This is a genomic window from Phocaeicola fibrisolvens (genome assembly GCF_025567125.1).
Taxonomy (GTDB): domain Bacteria; phylum Bacteroidota; class Bacteroidia; order Bacteroidales; family Bacteroidaceae; genus Phocaeicola; species Phocaeicola fibrisolvens.
In genome coordinates this window covers 91307-111299 of sequence record NZ_JAOQJI010000007.1, presented here as the reverse complement: position 1 = coordinate 111299, position 19993 = coordinate 91307, and the positions used below count along the sequence as shown (strand labels likewise).

The window sequence follows — 19993 nt, the reverse complement described above, 5'->3', positions numbered from 1 at the left end:
TCTATTTCTCTTCCTTGTAGCCATACTGGTAATACCCGTAATAACCGTAATAACCGTAACTGTCCCGCTGTCGGTTCACTCCATTGAGCACCAGTGCCATGTTCTTCAACTTGTGTTCGGTGTGCAGCAACTCTATTTCGGGCAGTTGCCTCCGGTCCATACCTCCCGCCCTGATGACATAAAGAGTCAGGTCGGCCACACGGTTGACAATCAGAGCATCGGCCACCATGTGAGACGGCACATTGTCCAGAATCACGTAGTCAAACCTCTCCTTGAGGTGACGTATCAGGACGTTCAGCCGCGCATTCAGCAACAGTTCCGACGGATTCGGCGGTACGGGTCCCTTGCATACCAGACTCAGGTTCTCGTGGCAGCCCGAAGGCATCAGCAAGTCGTCCACCCGGTCTACCGTCCCGGCCAGGAAGTTCGTGACTCCCACTTGCTGAGAGCCTCCCATGTGCTTGCTCAACGTCCCCTTCCGGATATCCAGGTCCACCAGCACCACCTTGTATCCGGCCAGTGCCAGCGTCATGGCAAGGTTGGAAGAGACAAACGTTTTTCCGTCGCCCACATGAAACGAGGTAACCATCAGCGTCTGCAGCTTTCCATCCGCCGCCCCGCTCATAAATGCCATGTTCGTACGCAAGATGCGGAACGCTTCCGATACGGCATCCTTGCCCTCTTCCGTGACCACCACCGACCGGTTTCCTTCGCCTTTCTCTCTCTCACGCCGTGGAATCTCGCCCAGGAAAGGAATGGAAAGGACATCGGTCAGGTCTTTCTTGCCCCTCACCTTCGTATCGGAGGTACGAAGCACAAACAGCACACAGGCAGGCAGCAAGAGGCCGAGCATAAAACCGGCCAGCATGATGAGGTGTGTCTTCGGCGATACGGGCACGCTGCTTCCCATGGCCGGATCGATGATGCGCGCATTGCTCTCCGTAATGGATTTGGTCAGCGCATTTTCCTCCCGCTTGTTGAGCAGATAGATATACAGCGACTCCTTGATTTTCTGCTGGCGTTCCACCGACAGCACATACTTCTGCTGGCTGGGCACGGCGGCAATGCGCTTCATCGCCCGTTCCTCTTCGCCGCGGATGTTCTGGATTTTCATGTCCAGGCCCGCAATCAGATTGTCTACCGTACGCACAATTGTTTGCTTCATGGAAGCCAGTGAATTATTCATATCCATCACCACCGGATTCTTGTTGCTGCTGTTTCCAATCAGCTTGTCCCGTTGCAACATCAGTTCATTGTACTCCATAATCTGCCGCTCGATGGTACCGTCCGAGATACCGGTGTTCGAAGGAATCAACTCGCCCGACTTGGCCGGGTCGGCCAGGTAGTCGCGGATGTACAGGGCCAGCGTACGCTGGTTCTCCAACGTCACCCCTTCCTGCTGGTAGCGGTTGGACCGTTCCATGAAACTGCCGGTCTGCGTGGAAATATCGGCCAGGTTATGCTGGCTCTTGTAATCGGCAATCTGCGATTCCACCCCGCCCAGCTCCTGTTCGATGACAATCAGCCGTTCGTTGATGAAATTGGCCGTATTCACCGCAATCCGGTTCTTGTCGTCGATGGCATCCTGGTTGTACACATCTATCAGTGTGTTGAGAATGTCTTCCGCCCTTCGCGGCGACACGTCGGAAATGCTCAGATGAATGATGCTGGAAGTCTTGCTGGCCACCATCGACTGCAGGGCCGCATTGTAGGCCATCCCCACCTTCTCCAGGTTCATCTTATTCACAGTGACAGGCACCTGATAATAGTCCTGTGTGTAATAGAGAGTAGGCGTCACCACCAGTTTTCCTACGGGAGTTGCGACCGTATCGTTCAAATGGACCTTCATCTGCTCCACCGGTTTCACTCCCTCCATTTCCGGGAAGTCCGACAGCAGCACCTCCTTGTCGTTCAGCGGTGTCACCTTGAAAGAAAAGGAAGACGTCTCCAGCGCCTCCGGGAACGTCAGCGTCACCGGACTGGTGGTATACAGGTCCCAGTCACGGAACTTGCCTTTGACCGAATAAAAAATGTCCAGCTTCAGTTTCCGGGCGACCTCTATCATCAGACGCTTCGACTTGAAAATCAGCACCTCATTGTCCACCGTACTCTGGATGTTCAACAAATCCATTTCAGAAAAGGCAGAAGCGGCATTGGGCAGTTGCGCCCCCCGGGTCTCGTCCTTAATCAGCACGGAAGCCGAGCGGCTGTAAATATCCGGCGAGCGCTTGATATACCAAAAAGACGCCCCCATACATACCACGAGCGACAGAACAAACCACTTCCAGTTTGCCAGCGCAATATGCAACCAATCACCGACATGCAGTGTATGGTCCGACTGAGTATTCTTTCTGTTCGTCATTTCGCAACCAATATTAAGGTGACAATTGAAGTTAAAACCGAAATCACGGAGGTCCATACCCCCACCGTGTTGTTCTGGTTGATGCGACTCTGTGCCGCTTTCGTCCGGTTGGGCTCCACGTACACAATGTCGTTCTGCTGCAAGTAATAATAAGGCGACTGGAAAATATCGGAAGAACGCAGGTCATGGTACACGATGGTACGTTCGCCGTCCACTTCCCGGATAACCGCCACACGGTCCCGGCGACCGAAGATGGTCAGGTCGCCCGCCTTGCTGATGGCCTCCAGCAAAGTAATCCTGTCACTGGTGATGTCGAAGCTTCCCGGACGGTTGACTTCACCGATGACCGAAATCTTGAAATTCAGGAACTGTACGGTCACCACCGGGTCCTTGATGTAATCTTCCTCCACCAGCCGCTGCTTGATGTACTTCGTCAGCTCCTTCCGGGTCATTCCCGCCACATGCAGCCGTCCGAAGATAGGGAAATCAATGCAACCGTCCGAGTCGACCAGATAGCCGAGGATACGCTGGTTGTAGGTGCTCTGATAACCCACCTGATAGCTTACCAGCGGCATATTGAACGGCAAAGCCAGTTCCGGGTTCTTGCTGTTGATCATGATGGCCAGCATGTCGTCCTTGTGGATTTTCACTTCGTAGGCCTCATCAATCTGCTGTTTCACCATGGGCTTCACATCCTGCAAATACAGCACCTTACGGGAGGAGGTACAAGCCACACACATACATACAATGACTGCCAGGTATCCCAGGAGCCGTAATCTTATCAATCGTTTTCTCATAGAATCTTGAATATAGTATTAAAAATCAGTTTGATATCCCCCCAGAACGAGCGGTTTCTCACGTACTCCAGGTTTATCTTCAGCTTGTCCTGCATGACCACCTCCCGGTAGAACGCTTCGGGGTCGTCTGCACCGGCCAGCAGTTCATTCTCGTGGCAATACAGAATGGAAGCCTTGTCTGTAATGCCGGGACGCACATCCAATACATGCATCTGTTCAGGAGTGTACAAGTCCACATATTTCCTTACTTCCGGACGGGGTCCCACCAGGCTCATGTCTCCCAGGAACACATTGATCAGCTGCGGCAACTCATCCAGCTTGTACTTCCTGATATAATATCCGGAGCGCGTCACCCGAGGGTCTCTTCCTCCCACGGTAATCAGTCCGGCCTTGTCTGCCCCCACACGCATGGAACGGAATTTATACAACTTGAAATCCTTGTTGTGTTTTCCCACACGCACCTGCCTGTAGAAGACCGGCCCCCTGGAATCCAGTTTCACCCAACCGGCCAGCCACAGAAAAACCGGACTCAGCAACAGCAGCCCGCAACCGCTGGCCACCACATCGAACACACGTTTCAACACCTTTCTAGCAATTATTCCGTCAGAAGTTCCCGTAAATTCGCTACCACGAAATCCACCTCCTCATCCGACAGCCGGGTATGCAAAGGCAAGGTGATTTCATTGTGATACTGAGCATAGGCATTCGGAAAATCCTTGATGTCAAACCCCATCGACTTATAGGCCGTCATCATGGGCAAGGGTTTATAGTGCACGTTACAGGCGATTCCCCTTTCTGCCATGCGCACAATCAGTTCGTTGCGCTCTTCCAGCGACTTGTCTTTCAGCCTCAACAGAAACAAGTGTCCGCTCGATGCATGATCCTCTCCATAATGACACAGAGTCTGCACATTCAGCCCTTCAAGTGCCTGCTGATACCTTTCAATAATCTGCTTGCGTCTGTCCAGCATGCCCCTGTAACGCTTGAGCTGCGCCAGTCCGATGGCCGCCATGATGTCTGTCATGTTGCACTTGTAGGCCGGCGAAAGGATGTCGTACTCCCAGGCCCCCAGCCTGGTCTTGGCCAGGGCATCCTTGCTTTGCCCGTGCAAGGACAGCCACTGAAACTGCGTGTACAGCTCGTCATTGTCTATCCCCGGCAGGTCTTTCCAGGTGAGTGCTCCCCCTTCGGCCGTGGTCAGGTTCTTCACGGCATGAAAAGAGAAAGAAGTAAAATCGGCCACCTCGCCACACCTCTTTCCGTGCCATCGGGCCCCGAAAGCATGTGCCGCATCCGCCATCACCGTGACCCTGCCTATGGCCTCCTGCAGTTTGCCTGCCGGACGGAAAAGAGACCGCTTGCGTTCCACTGCGGCAAACACACGGTCATAATCACACATCACTCCCCCCAGGTCGACCGGTATGACGACCTTCGTGGCCGGTGTAATGGCCTCTTCCAGCTGGTCGTAATCCATCTCGAACGAGTCGGGAGCCGTATCAACCATCACCACTTTTGCGCCCACATGGCATACCACACTCGCCGTAGCCGTATACGTATAGGCCGGTACAATCACTTCGTCGCCTGGTCCGACTCCCAGCACCCTCAAGATTAATTCCATGCACGCAGTTGCCGAATTCAGGCAGACCGCCCGGGAAGTACGGCAAAACGTGGCAATCTCGTGTTCAAACTCCTTGGTTCTCGGTCCGGTCGTAATCCATCCGGAACGCAGTGCCCCGGCCACCATCTCCACTTCACTTTCGCTGATATCCGGTGGAGAAAACGGAATGTTTTTCTTCGTATTCATCTGTCTTTATTTCTTTACATTGTATTTCTTGACATAAAAAAGTTTCTTGTATGAATTCCCTATGATGTTCACGCACATCCAGAAAACGGCTACCACCGGATTCTGTCGTTCCGCTTCATGAAACAGGGTGTAATGCCATTTTATCTTCGTACGAATATCCGGAGGAGTAATCGACCCCTGCCGCCGGCGATACATGCCGAGGCACTCGTCCAGCAGATAACACCTGGACTTCCGGATAATTTTCAGCCACATCGCCGTATCGTTGTTTTTCTTCACGTCGAGAATCTGAACGAGTCCGATTTTTTCAGCCTCATACATCACCGACAGGCATCCCGGCCAGCAGCAGGCAAACATGTCCAACTTCGACACCACCTTTTTCCCGCCCACCAGGACCCCGGTTTCTTCGGAACTCTCGTTGATTTCCACATATTTATGGTAGGTAAACGCATACTGGTTGTCCACCATGAAACGGAGCTGCCTTTCCAACTTCTGCGGCATCCACAAATCGTCACTGTCTAAGAATGCGACCCATCTCCCGCCAGCCACTCTCAACGCATGGTTACGTGTGACCGCCGCCCCGCTGTTCTGTCTGTTACAGAAATATTTTATTCTGGAATCCGCCTCCACAAAAGGACGGACCACCGCCTCCGTACCATCGGTCGAGCAGTCATCGTAAATAATCAGTTCCCAGTGTACATACGTCTGGGCCAACACCGACCGAACCGTCTCTTCAATATACTCCGCACAATTCCAGGTCGGAGTAATGATGGAGACCAACCCCCAATCATTCATAAGCCAACACAGATTGAAAATTACCTTTCAACTATTTTCTTTACAGCCGCGAGAACTCGGGTCACGAAAAAGAGCGCATGATACCGACGTGCATGCGCAATGTATATTCTGGTATAAGCATAAATCATCTTACAGGAATTGGCGAGCACCTCTTTTCGCTTCTTTTTCCTCGTCACCGCAGAGCCCTCCCTGATTCGTCGATAATAAATGGCACGCGCTTCCGTAAACTCGAACGTCTTCATCTCGTCTGATATCAGAAACATAAAAATGCTATCCTCTCCGTTCTTGAAGTCCAAATAAAATCTACGGTCTGCAATCACCTTTCTGGGAATCAGCTTCGCACATGGAACCGACAAATAACTTCTTACTGGAAGTATCTGGTATGGATGTCCCTTCCGGCCCAGACGGTTATATATATCCGTGATATAGTAGGAAGTGTATTTCCGCGTATCCGCATCCTCCTCGAACGCCAAGAAATTGGACAAAGGGATGTGTCCCGTAGAAGCGATGGCGTATAAATCTGCCAGATACGAGTCCGACACAAAATCGTCGTCATCGATAAATGCAATATATTCCCCTCTGGAACGGCCGATTCCGATATTCCGTGCATTCGACACGCCAGCCTGATCGGTTTGAATCAAATTCACATTCACACCCCGCATGCCGGTACAGATGTAATTCAAGAGTTCGCTTTTATAAGGCTCGCAGCATCCATTAAGCACAATGATTACCTCAAATTCCGCTTTTTCAAATGTTTGCCCGGCCAGGCTGGAAAGGCATTCATAAATCCAGTCCTGAGGTTTATACGACGGGATAATGACGCTTATTTTCATCTTTTTTATACAAATAACGTATTATAATCAAAATTCCTGATGGGCAGCCTGTCCAGGTCGAATGTCGTGGACAGTGCCCTGTTGATTCCTTCCCGAAGCGAAAGGATATTCCCTTTTTCAACGATATATCCATTGACACCCGACTCTATCACCCGAGAAAAATCGACACAATTGGAGGCTACAACCGGAGTCTTAAGATACAAAGCCTCCAGTACGACATTGGGAAACCCTTCTTTTCGGGAAGACATCACAAACAAATCCGCATTTTTCAGATAAGGATACGGATTCGATTTATATCCCAAAAGATAGATATAATTCTCCATGTGGTTCTTGTCGATAAGGTCCTGCAGGTATTTCTTATATCCTGCTTCGTACCGTTCCTCCCCCAAAATATAGAGACGGATGGTTTTGTCTTTTTCTATGAGGGGAGTCATTGCCTGAATCAAAAGGTCGAAACCTTTCACGGAATAGAGGGCACCTGCTGCCACTACCTTATATTGTCCTTCCGTGAATTCAGCCGGTCGGTCATAAGCCGATTCCGTGTCCAGGAAACGGGTGTTGATGATGTTCCGGATTGTAATCACTTTCCCAGCCGGCACGTGATACGATTTTAGGATGTCCTCTTTCATGTAATCGGTTTGGGCGATGATTTTGTCACACCAGTTATACGTCAGCCTTATCACCTGTTTCAGCAACCGGTCCTTGAGGCCGGAATCATAAATTTCAGAAGGAGATACGGCACATCTTATAATCACCTTATACGCACATGAGGTGAACAGCTTCGACAAGACCAGCAGATACCCAATCGTGGAACTGGTGGTAAAGACATAATCCGGCTGGAAAGCGTTGATGTGTCTTACGATTGCCCCAAAAGACGAAAGGGCATGTTTCTTCCGCAGTGACACGGTCGGATAATCGATGCAACGGTTTTGTGGAGGCGTATCACAGGACGTAATGACCAGTTCCTTTTCAATGTGACAATCCAGCGAACTAATAATATTGAAAAGCATCCTTTCTGCTCCCCCGCCTTGCGTGGAGGCCGTGACAAACAGCACCTTTCTGTTTTTATTCTTCTTCCCCGTCATAGGTTAATGAATTTTGATACAATTTATAGACAAACACCCCCAGCAAGAACCACCACCTCCGATATTCCCAGTTGGTGGTCAGCATGGAAATCATAGGAATAATCAACAGCAAAGAGTACCGCATCCTGTGGTGTGGAATGAAAGAAATATACCTCACCAAAGTAAACAGATAATACCCCAGTATGCAGAAACCAATTATGCCCGTAGTAAACAAGATATTCAGGTAAAAATTGTGCGAATCATAAAACACGGAGGTATGAGACTGAAGGACATAAGGAAAAGTAGACCAGCCAGTCCCCCACAGGAGGGATACATCTTTTTCCGACATGATTTCCAAGGCCATTCTCCAAATCCACTGCCTGTTGGCCAAATCACTGCTCTTGATATCATCTGAAATATGCATGAACCGTTCATAACTCCCCTCCGACAGGACATGGTTGAAGTAATAGACAGCCAACCACAGAAAAACAGGAAAAATATAATATATGGACTTGCTTCCACGCTTGAGTTCCGACAAGAGATAGATAAAAATCACCAGCAGGTACATGATAAATCCCGTGCGTGAACCATTTGCCAGAATCGCCAGGAACGAATACAGCAGTACCGCATAAATGAGAATCTTATATTTGATTCGCTCTGCATTCACCAGAAATAAAATCACCCCAAAGCACAGCATGAAAGAGTTCTCGTTGGCATTTCCAAACTCATCGACACGATACAGACTTGCCGACGTAATGCCATAGACCAGGTAATTGAAAATCGTTTCTGTGGCAATATACATAGCCCCCAAGAACCAGGCCCCGCAAAGCCAATGGAATTTCTGGGGCGTGTCTATTACATTCTGCAATATGACAGCCAGTACGAAGTATTGGACCAGATACAAACAGCGGTACATCGTTTCGTCCGGCTTAAAACTCCAGTAGGAAGTGAGAAAAGCCCATAACGAAAAAACAAACAGGATTTTCAGATACCCCCCTTGAGGTACCTTCAGCACACTTTTGGAAAAGAACGCGGAAAAGAGCAACAACAAGTAGAAAACACGTCCGATGCTCAGGTCGTCTGCCACTGTAACGGCATCCAAAGGCGTCAATCCAACCACTATCAATGACAAAATGTAGGTCAGCCGATCCATCTCTTATATCTTATAGAAACACTCGATGAGTTTTGTCACCTGATTCGACAAGCAGAATTTATCCAATGCCTGCAACCTTCCGTAATATCCCATCCGCTCTCTCTGTGCCTTGTCTTTATACAGCATATACATGCTCCCGGCCAGCCCGTCTACATCTTCACTCTCTACTAGATAAGCATTTACCTTGTCCACCGCCACCTCGGGAATGCCTCCCACGCGGGTGGCCACAACCGGTAACCTGGCCAGTGAGGCTTCCATAATCGCCAAGCCTATGCCTTCAGACCGTGACGGTTGACAATAGATGTCTCCACAACTCAAAATTTCCGGCACATTGTTTTGCAGCCCCATCCAAATCACACGGTCTTCTATGCCCAGCGACCGGGCCAGCGACTTCAGAGCAGACGTGTCATGCCCCGTTTGTCCGCCGCCAATCTGACACAGCACCACATCTTTCACTCCCGGATACTTCAGCAACAGGGCAAAAGCTCTCAACAAGACATCCACCCCTTTTACCGGATGATGGTACGCCACATTCATTATCAGCAGCTTATCCATAGGCAGACCGTACTTCTTCTTCATCTCCGACTTCTCGTAGGCAAAATCGTTTACTCCGAGATACAACGTCTTCACTTTACTCTTATTCAACCACAACCCTTTCTGTACGGCTTGTGCCGACTGTGCAGAAACGGGAAGGATGTAATTGGTCAGTATCGACAGGAAGGTATACAGGAAACGACGTTTACACGTGGACAGTACCGGCAAACAATGCTCCGTACTTATGCGTACAGGCACGTGCATCAGACAGGCCATGATTTGCACCAGAAAGATGTTGGACGAAAAATTCGAATGTACCACCTCGGGCCGATACTTCCGCATCAGCTTGAAAATAGCGGAGGTAAACCGCAATTTGTTTTGATAGGGAATCACATAGTAAGAGGCGCCGACGTGCAGCAAGTCTTCAATGTATCGGTCCGCCAACGGCTGGGTATCAAAAACCACCACCAGCTTGTATCCCCTTTCCTTCAATTGCCTTGCTTCCTCCAAAATATAGCGCTCGAAACCTCCATATTTCTTCGCTCCCATCCCTATTATCTCAAACACTACTTGCATAGAATATCGTCTGGAATTAATCTTGGCAGTTTATCGATGTCTGTTTTTACAATCCTTGCAGGGTTTCCGGCGGCAATGCTGTTGACCGGCACATCCTTCGTCACGACAGCACACGCAGCAACTACAGCCCCGTCCCCAATCGTAACTCCTTTGCAGATTCTGACACCCGACCCAATCCATACATTCCGGCCTATGACCACAGGCTTCGATTCGCTATATTTCCATCGCCTGTATTCTGAATCCCAGGCCGTCTGATAGACCAACGCCCTATCCAGCGGGTTTACCGGATGGTTGTTATTGTCCATAATTGTAATGGAATCGGCAAGAATCGAACCATCTCCAATTTCGATGGATTGAACGGCACCGATTCGTATATCGAAACCCAATTTTACATTCTTCCCGATTTTTATCTTTCCGTGATTCTGAGAGGTGATGCTACCTCCAAAAAAACGGAAATTATCGCCTATTTCAATGTCATCCGGCACAGAATCGCACAACAGCCGGATATGGGCCCTTCGCAAGATTTGGGCTTTGCCGCGAAAAACGGCACTTTTTAAAACTAGGCGTCTATTCCTTATGGTAAGGATTCGATTTATGAGATTATAAATGACAGTCAACATCTTTTTAAGATAATGTTCAACAAATGGAAAAAAGGCTTGACCCGCAGAAGATACGAGGCCAGGACATAAATCAATATACCCCCGATTATATCCAAGCTCAACCTATACATCGGAGAAAATGCGCACAGATGGAAAAGTTGTATGCTGCAATACATCAACAGGTTGCATCCCAATGTGGGCAGCAAATCCTTCAACTGATCAATCAGTTTGTATTCCACCGCCTTTCCACAACAATACATATTGAGGAATGTGCTCGACACGGTAGCTATCACATAGCCTACCAGCAAAATGTAGATGGAGTACCTGACCGTAAGGAAAATAAACGCCACAATCAGTCCCCTCTTGACAGCCTCCAACCGAAAGTAAAGCTTTCCCAAGCCCACCCCTTTAAGGACGCTCACATTGATCATGTGCAACGGATACATCGCACTTGCTATGCACAACAACTCAAAATAGGGAACAGACGGCAACCATTTCTCGCCTAAGAGCAGCAGAAACAAATCATGGGCCACCGCTATGACACCAATCATAACCGGCAAATGCACATACATGGCCAGGTCCATGACTTTCTTAAAAGCCTCTCTCAAACGCTCTTTGTTGTCCTGAAGGGCGGCAAAGGCCGGAAAACTCACCCGCTGGATGGAACTGGTGATGGCCGTACTGGCCACGCTTTCCAGACGCTGTGCCTGGTTGTAGAAACCCACTTCATTCACGTTGTAAAACCGTCCTATGATTACGGTGTATATGTTCTGGAAGATGGCACTCAGAAACCCCACACCTAATATATTCAGGCTAAAATTCCAGATGGACCGGATGCTTTCCAGTTGAAAAACCCAACGAGGCGTCCAGCCCCCGACCGTCCATAAAATCATTGCACGGACCACTTGCAAGGTCAGCCCCTGGAATACCAAGGCCCATACTCCATGCCCCGTATATGCCAGAAAAACTCCGATCACTCCCGAGACGAAGGAAGCACTTACAGAAACAATCGTCAGTTCCTTGACCTTTAGGTTCTTTGTCAACAAGACATGCTGAATGATGCACAACGAATTGACAGGAATCATCAAAAATGACACCCGTGCGATATCCGTCAGCAGGGGTTGCCTGTAAAACTGTGCGATGTACGGTGCCAGTGCATACAACAAACCGTATAGGAACAAGCTGAAAACAACATTAAAATAAAAAACCGTACTCGTGTCTTGATCGGTCACCGTTTTTTTCTGAATGAGAGCCTGCCCGAATCCTGCGTCTAGAATCACATTGGCCAATAACGTAAATATATACAGCATATTGACCAGTCCGTAATCGGCCGGAGTTAACTTTCTTGCCAGAAGAATCGTGATAAAAAAACCCACAAACAGCACGGAGAACTTCTCGAGAACTCCCCAGAAAACTCCTGCTATAAATGTCTTTTTTATACCCTGATTCATTCTACAACCTCCCATCCACCAGTTCTTTCTTCATCATTCCTTTCACGTCGAACAGCACATGCGGCTCTTTCAGCAGGGGCTGTACGTCAAGCTCCTTCAGCTTGTCGTGGGCCACGGCCATGATGGCGGCGTCAAACCGTCCCTCCGGCAGAGTGTGGCAGATATCGACTCCATACTCCTGCCGGGCCACCTGCGGATCTGCCCACGGGTCGTACACCGTGAGGTTCACGTTATATTCCGCCAAGGCACGGTAAATGTCCACCACCTTCGTGTTGCGCACGTCCGGACAGTTTTCCTTGAATGTGAATCCGAGAATCAGCACCTGCGAACCGAGCACCTGAATGCCTTTCTTCAACATCAGTTTCACCACCTCGTTGGCTACGTATTCCCCCATCCCGTCGTTCATGCGCCGGCCGGCCAGAATGATTTCCGGATTGTAACCGTAGCGCTGCGCACACTGAGCCAGGTAATACGGGTCTACCCCGATGCAGTGGCCGCCCACCAGTCCCGGCTTGAAAGGCAGGAAGTTCCATTTCGTGGAAGCCGCCTCCAGCACGTCGAGGGTGTCGATACCCATCTTTGTAAAAATCTTCGACAGCTCGTTGACAAACGCAATGTTGATGTCCCGCTGGGAGTTCTCAATCACTTTCGCAGCCTCAGCCACCCTGATGCTGGGGGCCAGGTGAGTTCCCGCGGTAATGACAGAGGCATATACGTCGTTCACCAGCTTGCCGATTTCAGGAGTAGAGCCGGAAGTCACCTTCTTGATTTTCTCCACCGTATGCAGTTTGTCACCCGGATTGATGCGCTCCGGACTGTACCCGGCAAAAAAATCTTCGTTGAATTTCAGGCCCGACACTCTTTCGACCACCGGGATGCATTCTTCTTCGGTCACACCGGGATACACCGTCGATTCATAGACCACGATATCGCCTTTTGAAATCACTTGTCCCACCGTCGTACTGGCCCCGTACAGCGGTGTCAGGTCGGGATTGTTGTGACAGTCTACGGGAGTAGGCACTGCCACTACATAAAAATTGCAGCCACGTATGGCTTCCAGGTCCGTGGTACACACCAGCCCGCGCGACAAGGCCCCCTGCAGGAGTTCATCGGACACCTCCAGCGTGGCATCGTGTCCGGCCATCAGCGCATCCACCCGCCGCTGGCTCCGGTCGAAACCTACCGTATCGTATTTCGTGGAAAAGAGACGTGCCAGCGGCAAGCCTACGTAGCCCAGTCCGATTACACAGATTTTTATATCTTTCAGTTCCATCTTCTTCCCTTTAAATATGTTCCCAATACCATTTCACGGCTTCTTTCAAGCCGTCTTTCATGCTGAATTCCGGGGCATAGCCCAACAGACGTCTGGCCTTGTCCACACAAGCCAGCGAGTGAGGGATGTCGCCGGCACGGTTGGGACCATAGACTGGCTCTATCAGAGCGATGGCCGGGTCGTAGGCAGCCAGTGCCTCTTTCAGGAAGTCCACCAGCTGATTCAGTGTCGTACGTTCCCCGAAGGCCGTATTGTAAATCTGGTTCACGGCCTCCGGACAGGTCGTCGTCAAGGCCCGCATGTTCATCTGGATGACGTTGTCGATATACGTGAAGTCGCGGCTGTATTCGCCGTCGCCGTTGATAGTGGGCGACTCGTGGGCCATCAGTTTCTTCACAAAGAGAGGAATCACGGCCGCATAAGCGCCAAAGGGGTCCTGACGACGTCCGAACACGTTGAAATAGCGCAAGCCGATGTATTCCATCCCATAGGTGCGGGCAAACACGTCGGCATACAACTCATTCACGTATTTGGTCACTGCATACGGCGAAAGCGGACGGCCTATCACCTCCTCCACTTTCGGCAGGGAGGTACTGTCGCCGTATGTCGAAGAACTGGCGGCAAAGACAAAACGCCGGACGCCTGCATCGCGGGCAGCGACCAGCATGTGCAGAAATCCGCTGATGTTGACCTCATTGGTCGTAACCGGGTCCTTGATGCTGCGCGGCACCGAGCCCAGCGCGGCTTCATGAAGCACATACTCCATACCTTCCACCGCCTTCCGGCAGTCTTCCAGGTTCCGTATGTCGCCCACCACGAGCTTGAAACGGTCGGGATAAGCCTCCAGCAAGGGAAGCAGGTTTTCTATTTTTCCTGTCGAGAAATTGTCCAGACAGCGGACGGTATGTCCTTCCTTCAATAAATGCTCACAAAGATTGGAGCCTATGAACCCGGCTCCTCCGGTGACTAAAACTTTCATTACTATCGTGTTTAGGTATTATTTGAAATTTGTCCAGCTTTTCATACAAAGAGTTCTTACTCTTGAACTCCGGGACGAGGCGCTTCATCTCGCGCACCGTAGCCACCCGGTCGACCGTAGCCGCAATGTCCGACAGCCGGCTGATGGCTGCAGCGATGTCGGCATAGGCATATTCCCGCACGTGCGCCCGGAAAATCTTTTCGTTGGGAGTGGGAAGCGTGTTCTCCTTCGTGGCCAGCAATTCCTCATAGAGTTTCTCGCCCGGACGGAGTCCCGTATACGTAATCTGGATGTCTTTTCCCGGAACCAGCCCTGCCAGCTCAATCATGCGGCGGGCCAGGTCGGCAATCTTCACCGGCTTGCCCATGTCGAACACGAATATCTCGTTGCCCTGTCCCATTACGGAAGCTTCCAGTACCAGCCGGCAGGCCTCCGGGATGGTCATGAAATAACGGATGATATCGGGATGTGTCACCGTCAGCGGCCCTCCCTTTTCCAGTTGCTCACGGAAACGCGGAATGACCGATCCGTTGCTTCCCAGCACGTTGCCGAAACGGGTCGTGATGAAACGGGTCTTCCCGGCCACTTCGCCGTGACTGAGGGCAATGCTCAGGCTCTGTACGTAAATCTCGGCCAGACGCTTCGACGCACCCATCACGTTGGTCGGATTCACGGCCTTGTCGGTAGATATCATGACAAAACGTTCCACTCCGTACTTCACCGCCAGGTCGGCCAACAGGCGGGTACCGTAGACATTGGTCCGCACGGCCTCACAGGGATTTTCTTCCATCAGCGGCACGTGCTTGTAGGCCGCGGCATGGAAGATTATCTGCGGACGGCATTTCTCCAGTGTAAACTCCAGCCGCTCTTTCGAACGGATGTCGCCGATTACGGGAATGAAATGCTTCTCCGGAAACTTGTCTTCCAGCTCCAGACGGATGTGGTGCATCGGCGTTTCTGCCGAATCGAGCAGAATGAGTTCCTGCAGGTCGAACGTGCAGAGCTGACGGCACAGCTCGCTGCCGATGGAACCGGCCGCACCGGTCACCATGACCACCTTCCCTTTCAGCTGGGAGGCAATCTCGCCCATGTTGATTTTGATTTCGTCACGGCCCAGCAGGTCTTCAATCCGTACCTCCGGCAGATGACGGTAGGTGGCATGTCCCTCCTTCACCTCGTCGACCGACGGAAGAAGCAGCATGCGCAGTTTCAGTTTCTCGCAGAAACGTACCAGACGTTCCTGTTCCCTTTCCAAATCGTAGCGGCTGACAAACAGCAGGCAGTTCACCCGCTTGGTGGCCACCAGCCGCGACAGGTCCTCAAAGTTCCGGACAGAATATTCCGTATATAGCCCCGAACGCATCACACTCTGTCGGCCGATACGCAGGTAACCTGCCACGGAATAGGCTTCCAGCTTGCCGAACAAAGCTCCCGACAACGACAAGGAACGGTCTTCGCCCATATAGATGAGCATCCGCTCCCGGTGAATGCCCTGACTGCTCGACACCAGCCGGTAGACCAGAATCAGTACCACCCTGAACATGGTATACACCAGAAAAGTCAGCAGCAGGTCTGTCACGGCTCCCAGAATCAGCATCCGCAACGTAAAGCCGTGCAGAAGAAGCCGGGCCAGCAGAAACATGCAGACCGACTTCACCCCGGAAGTCAGCACGATACGCCCGGTTTCCACAAGGGTAGAGTGGCGGATGATGCCGGTATAGGTCTTGAAAATAAAGATACTAAACGCGCTGCACACGGCAGACATCGCAAATATCTGATAGACAAGCGGTACAGTCACCGTGAGACCGGTCATGTAGGCCACGTAAAGCAGCGCCACAAAAGAAGACACTATCGCCCAGAACAGGTCGGCCAGATAGACAATCCATGGGCTGAGCAGTCGCGCACGTGTGACAAATACCTTCAAACATTGAATCAATCGCATGAATTTTTATATTTTCCCCGATATGCTAATATGGCGGCCCAAAAGCCGCAAACGATACTCTACAGAAGTATCTTCAAGTCGTCCAGTTGTTCCAGAAGCACGGCAAGTTCTCCGCTCACCGTCGCTTCATCTATTTCATATTCTTCCAGCAACACACGCACCAATTCGTCGAAGGAGAGCGCTTTCTCCCTCAGACAGTTTACCACCAAAGCTGCCGATTCGCTCAATACAAGCATCTTGGTGTAGTCGACGGTGCCTATGGCCGGTGCCATAAGAACCTTTTGTCCGGCAATGTCTTCCAGGGTATAGCCGGGCTTTACCCGATACATTTTTTGTTCCATATTGTGAAGGTAAATGACCGGCCGTGCCAGTTTGTGTCACGGCCGGCGTAACAAGGCATCTTTCAGAATGAAGAAAAAAAATTATTCCATTCTCACATTTTCTGCAGGAACCTCCAGTTCAATGTATTTCCCGGCTTCCGCACGCGACAACGAACTGGAAGAAGCCTTATAGGACTTCACCGTATCGGCAAAATCCTTGGCATTGACCATTACAATCACGTTGTGGGTCTTGTTCTGTTCAAAGGCAAATCCGTTCTGGCTGTAAGCCTTGATTTTGATATTCACCCCGTCCACATTCACGTAGAAGCAGACGTTCTGATATCTGTTGTCATCCGCATTTCCCTTGAACACAACTGAATAGCTTTTTCCTGCAATACCAATTCCACGGGCCACTCCTTCCTGCAGCTGGAACGACTTGTCGAAGGAGTATTCTCCCCGCTTGCCATACCCTCTTCCGTCGGGTGCCGGGGTATCGTATCCGTCGGCCCACAACAGCAGTCTGACAGGCTCGTCCGTATTGTCGCCCGATACTCTGTCGATGATGTCATACACCCGGTTGATACCGTCCATGGTAGCATAAGGACAGGTCATGTCGCTCACGTCTATCCCGAAGCGCTCCTTGAACTTCTGTTCAGACTGTGCCTGGTCTACCCGTCCTCCTACCATTGTCAGATACGAACTTTCATCCCACACCTGATTGTCGATCAGGATAAAAGAAGCATTCACAATGGTGGTCAGACGCTTGAGGCTCAGCTCTGTCAGGTTGTTGGAGTTGTCACGTTTCAACTTGGAAAGAAGGTTGTATCCACCGTTCTCCCCGTTTACCAGAAGTACATCGTAGAAATAAATATACTCCTCGTCGGCTATGGCAATCAGCTGGTCGCTCTGGAAAAGACGATCGCCATACTCGTCGTAAAGAGGCTGTCCGCCGGTCACTGTCTGCCAGATAGACTCACTCATGTGCACGTCTTCCCGTGTCAGCTGAGGCAGCTCCGGCTTGAAGTTGGCCGTTCCGGTTGTCTGTACTTCCGGATTATACGACAAATAATAGAACGAATCGCCCAGCGGCGCCGTCGACTCACTGGAATAATAGAAATCGTACAGCGGGATGTGACTGCCAATCTTGTCCTTGTCGACCAGCGTCAGTCTGACTTCCAGCGGGTCCGTGCCCGATGCAGAGTCGGAAATCTTCAGTGTCCCGTTGACAGAAGCACCCTCATACTGTTTTTCGTCTTCTGTCACCTGGAAATAGACTTCAAACTCGTTATCTGCATTAAACTGTACCTCCCGGTAAGTTGACTTCGGTCCGTAATTGATGTCAATCACCCGTTGTGCGGATGCATCCTGGGCAGTGGGCTGCGTCAGCGGACTTACCGAAATCATGCCCAGATAGTCCAGCATGTACTGCGAGTCGGGCCGGTCTGTTTCATCCACCGCAGCAGGTGTACGCGACTCAGTCCCTTCTTCGCCGGAAGTACCTTTCTCCACGCCTACGCCCATGTTCACCTTTATCCATTCGGATGCGACAGCCGGATGCTCATTCACTTCGGAATGGTCCGTCACCTCGCTTTCCGTACAGGAAAAAAGCGCACACGATACAGCTGCAAGCCCAATCAGATTTTGAATTTTACACATACTTTTTTTCTTGATACGTTTTTGAACAATAAATTTATTACCACTTATCGAAGCTGACGACACCGTCGCCCGAACCCAATTTAGAACCGTCAATCTCATTGATGATGGTCTGTCCGGTCTGCACACTCACTGCAGAACCAGCAATGCAGTCGCTCAAATGTACGTCGACCACCTGCAAGTTCAAACTCACAAATTCTTTCTTCATAAATAAACAGAAAATTAAATTAAACATCGGATTTATTTCATTCCTTGATTCTGGAAAATGCCATCATTGCTGCATCGCGTTCCGGAAGATTTTCAAACAGAAATCCCGGAACCTGTGAAGATATCTTTGCCAGCGTGGAGGTGATCAAGCGGAATGTCACCGGGTCTGATTTCATCATGGAACAGGAGGAAAGCAGCTCCCGGAACAAATAAACGGGCTGCAGGGGAACCAGCCGGTTGTGTGGGGCCTGTACCATCCGGAACACGCCTTTCAGCAGGGCACTCTCGGCCCGGTAACAGTGGGTTTTCCCACTCCAAGGGGTGCCATACACCCTGATTGTACCGTCGGCTTCCACCCGTACAGCCGGCTGGTCGTCGTTCAGCAGACGGGTGCCGGCTATGTGTTGAAGCCACAGCCTGCTATGGGTGCTTTTTCCGGCTCCCGAATGACCGATGAAGGCCACCCCTCCGTTTCCCCGCTTGACGCAGGAAGCATGAAGCAATACGGTCTGCCGCCGCGCCGAAGCATAGATAAAAGAGAGCATCAGAAACTTGTTGACGACCGACAGCGGACAATCCGGTTCCATACACCGGAGGTCCATCACCACCCGACTCCAGTCGGCTGCCGCATACATCCGGTAACATGCTCCCTGCCACACATGGACCGTCACCAGGTACCCCCCATCGGGTGTACGACCTACCGACAACTTTTCTGTACGGTCCAGGCAGCTGGTCTCGCATGGAGTTCCTTCCGGAAAGGAGATTTCCCCGCAGGTAATCCGGCAAATCACCGCCTCTCCGTCTGCGACAGACACCGCCCGAAACGGATCATAGTTGGCTGCCAGCCTCTCTCCTGCCTCGACCTGGAGATAATGCCCGGCAATGTGCAATATCGTTTCTTTCATCCAAGCACTTCAATCAGGTCGGGAGTGACTTCGGAGATAGCCACAGCCGACACATTGTCGATGGCCACCACAATCCGCCGGCTCCGTTTCCCTTTGATTTTCAATAGGGTGCCTTCCACGCCATCAAATACGCCGCCGTGAATCCGGACCCGTGTCCCTTTCTCCAGCTGGATTTCATCGGGAGAAAAGTACGTCAGCTTTTCCTCGTACTTTCCGGCCACCTTGATAAAATCGTTCATCTGCTTTTCCGGCACAATCAGGTAGTCGGTCATGCCCGAATTCCGGGTCGTGACGAATTGCAGAAAATTATGTGTTTTCTTGAATTGGATAAGCTCCGTATGACTGGCATGTACAAACACGATTCCCGGAATGGCTGGTACCAGACAACGCTTCTTCTCGGTTTTTCCATGGACGGTACGGACGGCATAGATTTTGGCTATAAAGAAATCCACTCCTTTGGCCGAAAGCGTTTTTTCGGCCTTGGCTTCATTTTTATACGCTCTCATCACATACCAATACGGTATGTTTTTGTTTGTGTGATGATAGTCAGACATGGACAAAGGTGCATAAACTTAGTTCTTCTCAAACAGAGTATCTTTTTGAGAACCAATAAATTACAACGGTACTTTTTAAAAAAGTACACGTCTTCCCCGTATATAATTATCCGACACGGAAGTACATGTCACTCCCCTGCCTGCAAAGTTGCATAATAAATTAAATTGCCTGAAAAGTCAAGAGGATATACCTCT

The 19993-nt window shown here is 50.6% G+C and carries 19 protein-coding genes; all 19 read right to left on the bottom strand.

Annotation, left to right across the window (positions count from 1 at the left end; genetic code table 11):
- Position 1: 1 nt before the first annotated feature.
- Complete coding sequence (locus tag OCV81_RS04920) at positions 2 to 2362, bottom strand: GumC family protein (protein WP_148328904.1); 2361 nt, start codon at positions 2360 to 2362, stop codon at positions 2 to 4.
- Positions 2359 to 3102, bottom strand: a complete 744-nt coding sequence (locus OCV81_RS04915) for a polysaccharide biosynthesis/export family protein (RefSeq protein WP_394802517.1) — start codon at positions 3100 to 3102, stop codon at positions 2359 to 2361. The genes OCV81_RS04920 and OCV81_RS04915 overlap by 4 nt, the downstream gene beginning before the upstream one ends.
- Positions 3103 to 3155: 53 nt before the next feature.
- Positions 3156 to 3740, bottom strand: a complete 585-nt coding sequence (locus tag OCV81_RS04910; RefSeq protein WP_148328943.1) for a sugar transferase — start codon at positions 3738 to 3740, stop codon at positions 3156 to 3158.
- 14 nt (positions 3741 to 3754) lie between these two features.
- On the bottom strand, positions 3755 to 4963 hold the full coding sequence (locus OCV81_RS04905; RefSeq protein ID WP_148328899.1) for a DegT/DnrJ/EryC1/StrS family aminotransferase: 1209 nt from the start codon (positions 4961 to 4963) through the stop codon (positions 3755 to 3757).
- A gap of 6 nt (positions 4964 to 4969) precedes the next feature.
- Entirely contained in the window at positions 4970 to 5755 is a 786-nt protein-coding gene (locus OCV81_RS04900; protein WP_148328897.1) for a glycosyltransferase family 2 protein, read from the bottom strand.
- A gap of 20 nt (positions 5756 to 5775) precedes the next feature.
- Entirely contained in the window at positions 5776 to 6588 is an 813-nt protein-coding gene (locus OCV81_RS04895) for a glycosyltransferase family 2 protein (protein WP_148328895.1), read from the bottom strand.
- Positions 6589 to 6593: 5 nt separating this feature from the next.
- A complete protein-coding gene (locus OCV81_RS04890) occupies positions 6594 to 7673 on the bottom strand; it encodes a glycosyltransferase (RefSeq protein WP_148328893.1) in 1080 nt (359 codons plus the stop codon).
- Positions 7654 to 8805 (bottom strand): O-antigen ligase family protein, encoded by a 1152-nt coding sequence (locus OCV81_RS04885; RefSeq protein ID WP_148328891.1) that lies wholly within the window; start codon positions 8803 to 8805, stop codon positions 7654 to 7656. Before OCV81_RS04885 ends, OCV81_RS04890 begins: the two co-directional genes overlap by 20 nt.
- Positions 8806 to 8808: 3 nt before the next feature.
- Positions 8809 to 9915: a glycosyltransferase family 4 protein gene (locus OCV81_RS04880; RefSeq protein WP_148328889.1), complete on the bottom strand. Its 1107-nt coding sequence runs from the start codon at positions 9913 to 9915 to the stop codon at positions 8809 to 8811.
- Positions 9906 to 10436 carry an acyltransferase gene (locus tag OCV81_RS17755; RefSeq protein ID WP_275552718.1) on the bottom strand — a complete coding sequence of 177 codons (531 nt, stop codon included), beginning with the start codon at positions 10434 to 10436 and terminating at the stop codon, positions 9906 to 9908. Before OCV81_RS17755 ends, OCV81_RS04880 begins: the two co-directional genes overlap by 10 nt.
- Before the next feature lie 92 nt (positions 10437 to 10528).
- A complete protein-coding gene (locus OCV81_RS04870; protein WP_148328887.1) occupies positions 10529 to 11980 on the bottom strand; it encodes a lipopolysaccharide biosynthesis protein in 1452 nt (483 codons plus the stop codon).
- Positions 11967 to 13232 (bottom strand): nucleotide sugar dehydrogenase, encoded by a 1266-nt coding sequence (locus OCV81_RS04865; protein ID WP_148328939.1) that lies wholly within the window; start codon positions 13230 to 13232, stop codon positions 11967 to 11969. The genes OCV81_RS04870 and OCV81_RS04865 overlap by 14 nt, the downstream gene beginning before the upstream one ends.
- Before the next feature lie 16 nt (positions 13233 to 13248).
- Positions 13249 to 14217, bottom strand: a complete 969-nt coding sequence (locus tag OCV81_RS04860) for an SDR family oxidoreductase (RefSeq protein ID WP_148328885.1) — start codon at positions 14215 to 14217, stop codon at positions 13249 to 13251.
- On the bottom strand, positions 14165 to 16159 hold the full coding sequence (locus OCV81_RS04855) for a UDP-N-acetylglucosamine 4,6-dehydratase family protein (RefSeq protein WP_148328883.1): 1995 nt from the start codon (positions 16157 to 16159) through the stop codon (positions 14165 to 14167). Before OCV81_RS04855 ends, OCV81_RS04860 begins: the two co-directional genes overlap by 53 nt.
- A gap of 59 nt (positions 16160 to 16218) precedes the next feature.
- A complete protein-coding gene (locus OCV81_RS04850) occupies positions 16219 to 16500 on the bottom strand; it encodes a PqqD family protein (protein ID WP_148328881.1) in 282 nt (93 codons plus the stop codon).
- An 81-nt stretch (positions 16501 to 16581) separates the two neighbouring features.
- Positions 16582 to 18135 (bottom strand): hypothetical protein, encoded by a 1554-nt coding sequence (locus OCV81_RS04845; protein ID WP_148328879.1) that lies wholly within the window; start codon positions 18133 to 18135, stop codon positions 16582 to 16584.
- Between the two features lie 37 nt (positions 18136 to 18172).
- Entirely contained in the window at positions 18173 to 18340 is a 168-nt protein-coding gene (locus OCV81_RS04840) for a hypothetical protein (protein ID WP_262640127.1), read from the bottom strand.
- Positions 18341 to 18377: 37 nt separating this feature from the next.
- On the bottom strand, positions 18378 to 19244 hold the full coding sequence (locus tag OCV81_RS04835) for a phosphoenolpyruvate carboxykinase (ATP) (RefSeq protein WP_148328877.1): 867 nt from the start codon (positions 19242 to 19244) through the stop codon (positions 18378 to 18380).
- Positions 19241 to 19750, bottom strand: a complete 510-nt coding sequence (locus tag OCV81_RS04830) for a UpxY family transcription antiterminator (protein ID WP_239464645.1) — start codon at positions 19748 to 19750, stop codon at positions 19241 to 19243. Before OCV81_RS04830 ends, OCV81_RS04835 begins: the two co-directional genes overlap by 4 nt.
- Between the last annotated feature and the right edge of the window lie 243 nt (positions 19751 to 19993).

What these genes read in the sequence shown, in the direction of transcription:
- OCV81_RS04920 (WP_148328904.1), bottom strand. Translation starts at nt 2,362, where the DNA reads ATGACGAACAGAAAGAATACTCAGTCGGACCATACACTGCATGTCGGT.
- OCV81_RS04915 (WP_394802517.1), bottom strand. Translation starts at nt 3,102, where the DNA reads ATGTGTGTGGCTTGTACCTCCTCCCGTAAGGTGCTGTATTTGCAGGAT.
- OCV81_RS04905 (WP_148328899.1), bottom strand. Translation starts at nt 4,963, where the DNA reads ATGAATACGAAGAAAAACATTCCGTTTTCTCCACCGGATATCAGCGAA.
- OCV81_RS04900 (WP_148328897.1), bottom strand. Translation starts at nt 5,755, where the DNA reads ATGAATGATTGGGGGTTGGTCTCCATCATTACTCCGACCTGGAATTGT.
- OCV81_RS04895 (WP_148328895.1), bottom strand. Translation starts at nt 6,588, where the DNA reads ATGAAAATAAGCGTCATTATCCCGTCGTATAAACCTCAGGACTGGATT.
- OCV81_RS04890 (WP_148328893.1), bottom strand. Translation starts at nt 7,673, where the DNA reads ATGACGGGGAAGAAGAATAAAAACAGAAAGGTGCTGTTTGTCACGGCC.
- OCV81_RS04885 (WP_148328891.1), bottom strand. Translation starts at nt 8,805, where the DNA reads ATGGATCGGCTGACCTACATTTTGTCATTGATAGTGGTTGGATTGACG.
- OCV81_RS04880 (WP_148328889.1), bottom strand. Translation starts at nt 9,915, where the DNA reads ATGCAAGTAGTGTTTGAGATAATAGGGATGGGAGCGAAGAAATATGGA.
- OCV81_RS04870 (WP_148328887.1), bottom strand. Translation starts at nt 11,980, where the DNA reads ATGGGAGGTTGTAGAATGAATCAGGGTATAAAAAAGACATTTATAGCA.
- OCV81_RS04860 (WP_148328885.1), bottom strand. Translation starts at nt 14,217, where the DNA reads ATGAAAGTTTTAGTCACCGGAGGAGCCGGGTTCATAGGCTCCAATCTT.
- OCV81_RS04855 (WP_148328883.1), bottom strand. Translation starts at nt 16,159, where the DNA reads ATGCGATTGATTCAATGTTTGAAGGTATTTGTCACACGTGCGCGACTG.
- OCV81_RS04850 (WP_148328881.1), bottom strand. Translation starts at nt 16,500, where the DNA reads ATGGAACAAAAAATGTATCGGGTAAAGCCCGGCTATACCCTGGAAGAC.
- OCV81_RS04845 (WP_148328879.1), bottom strand. Translation starts at nt 18,135, where the DNA reads ATGTGTAAAATTCAAAATCTGATTGGGCTTGCAGCTGTATCGTGTGCG.
- OCV81_RS04840 (WP_262640127.1), bottom strand. Translation starts at nt 18,340, where the DNA reads ATGAAGAAAGAATTTGTGAGTTTGAACTTGCAGGTGGTCGACGTACAT.
- OCV81_RS04835 (WP_148328877.1), bottom strand. Translation starts at nt 19,244, where the DNA reads ATGAAAGAAACGATATTGCACATTGCCGGGCATTATCTCCAGGTCGAG.
- OCV81_RS04830 (WP_239464645.1), bottom strand. Translation starts at nt 19,750, where the DNA reads ATGAGAGCGTATAAAAATGAAGCCAAGGCCGAAAAAACGCTTTCGGCC.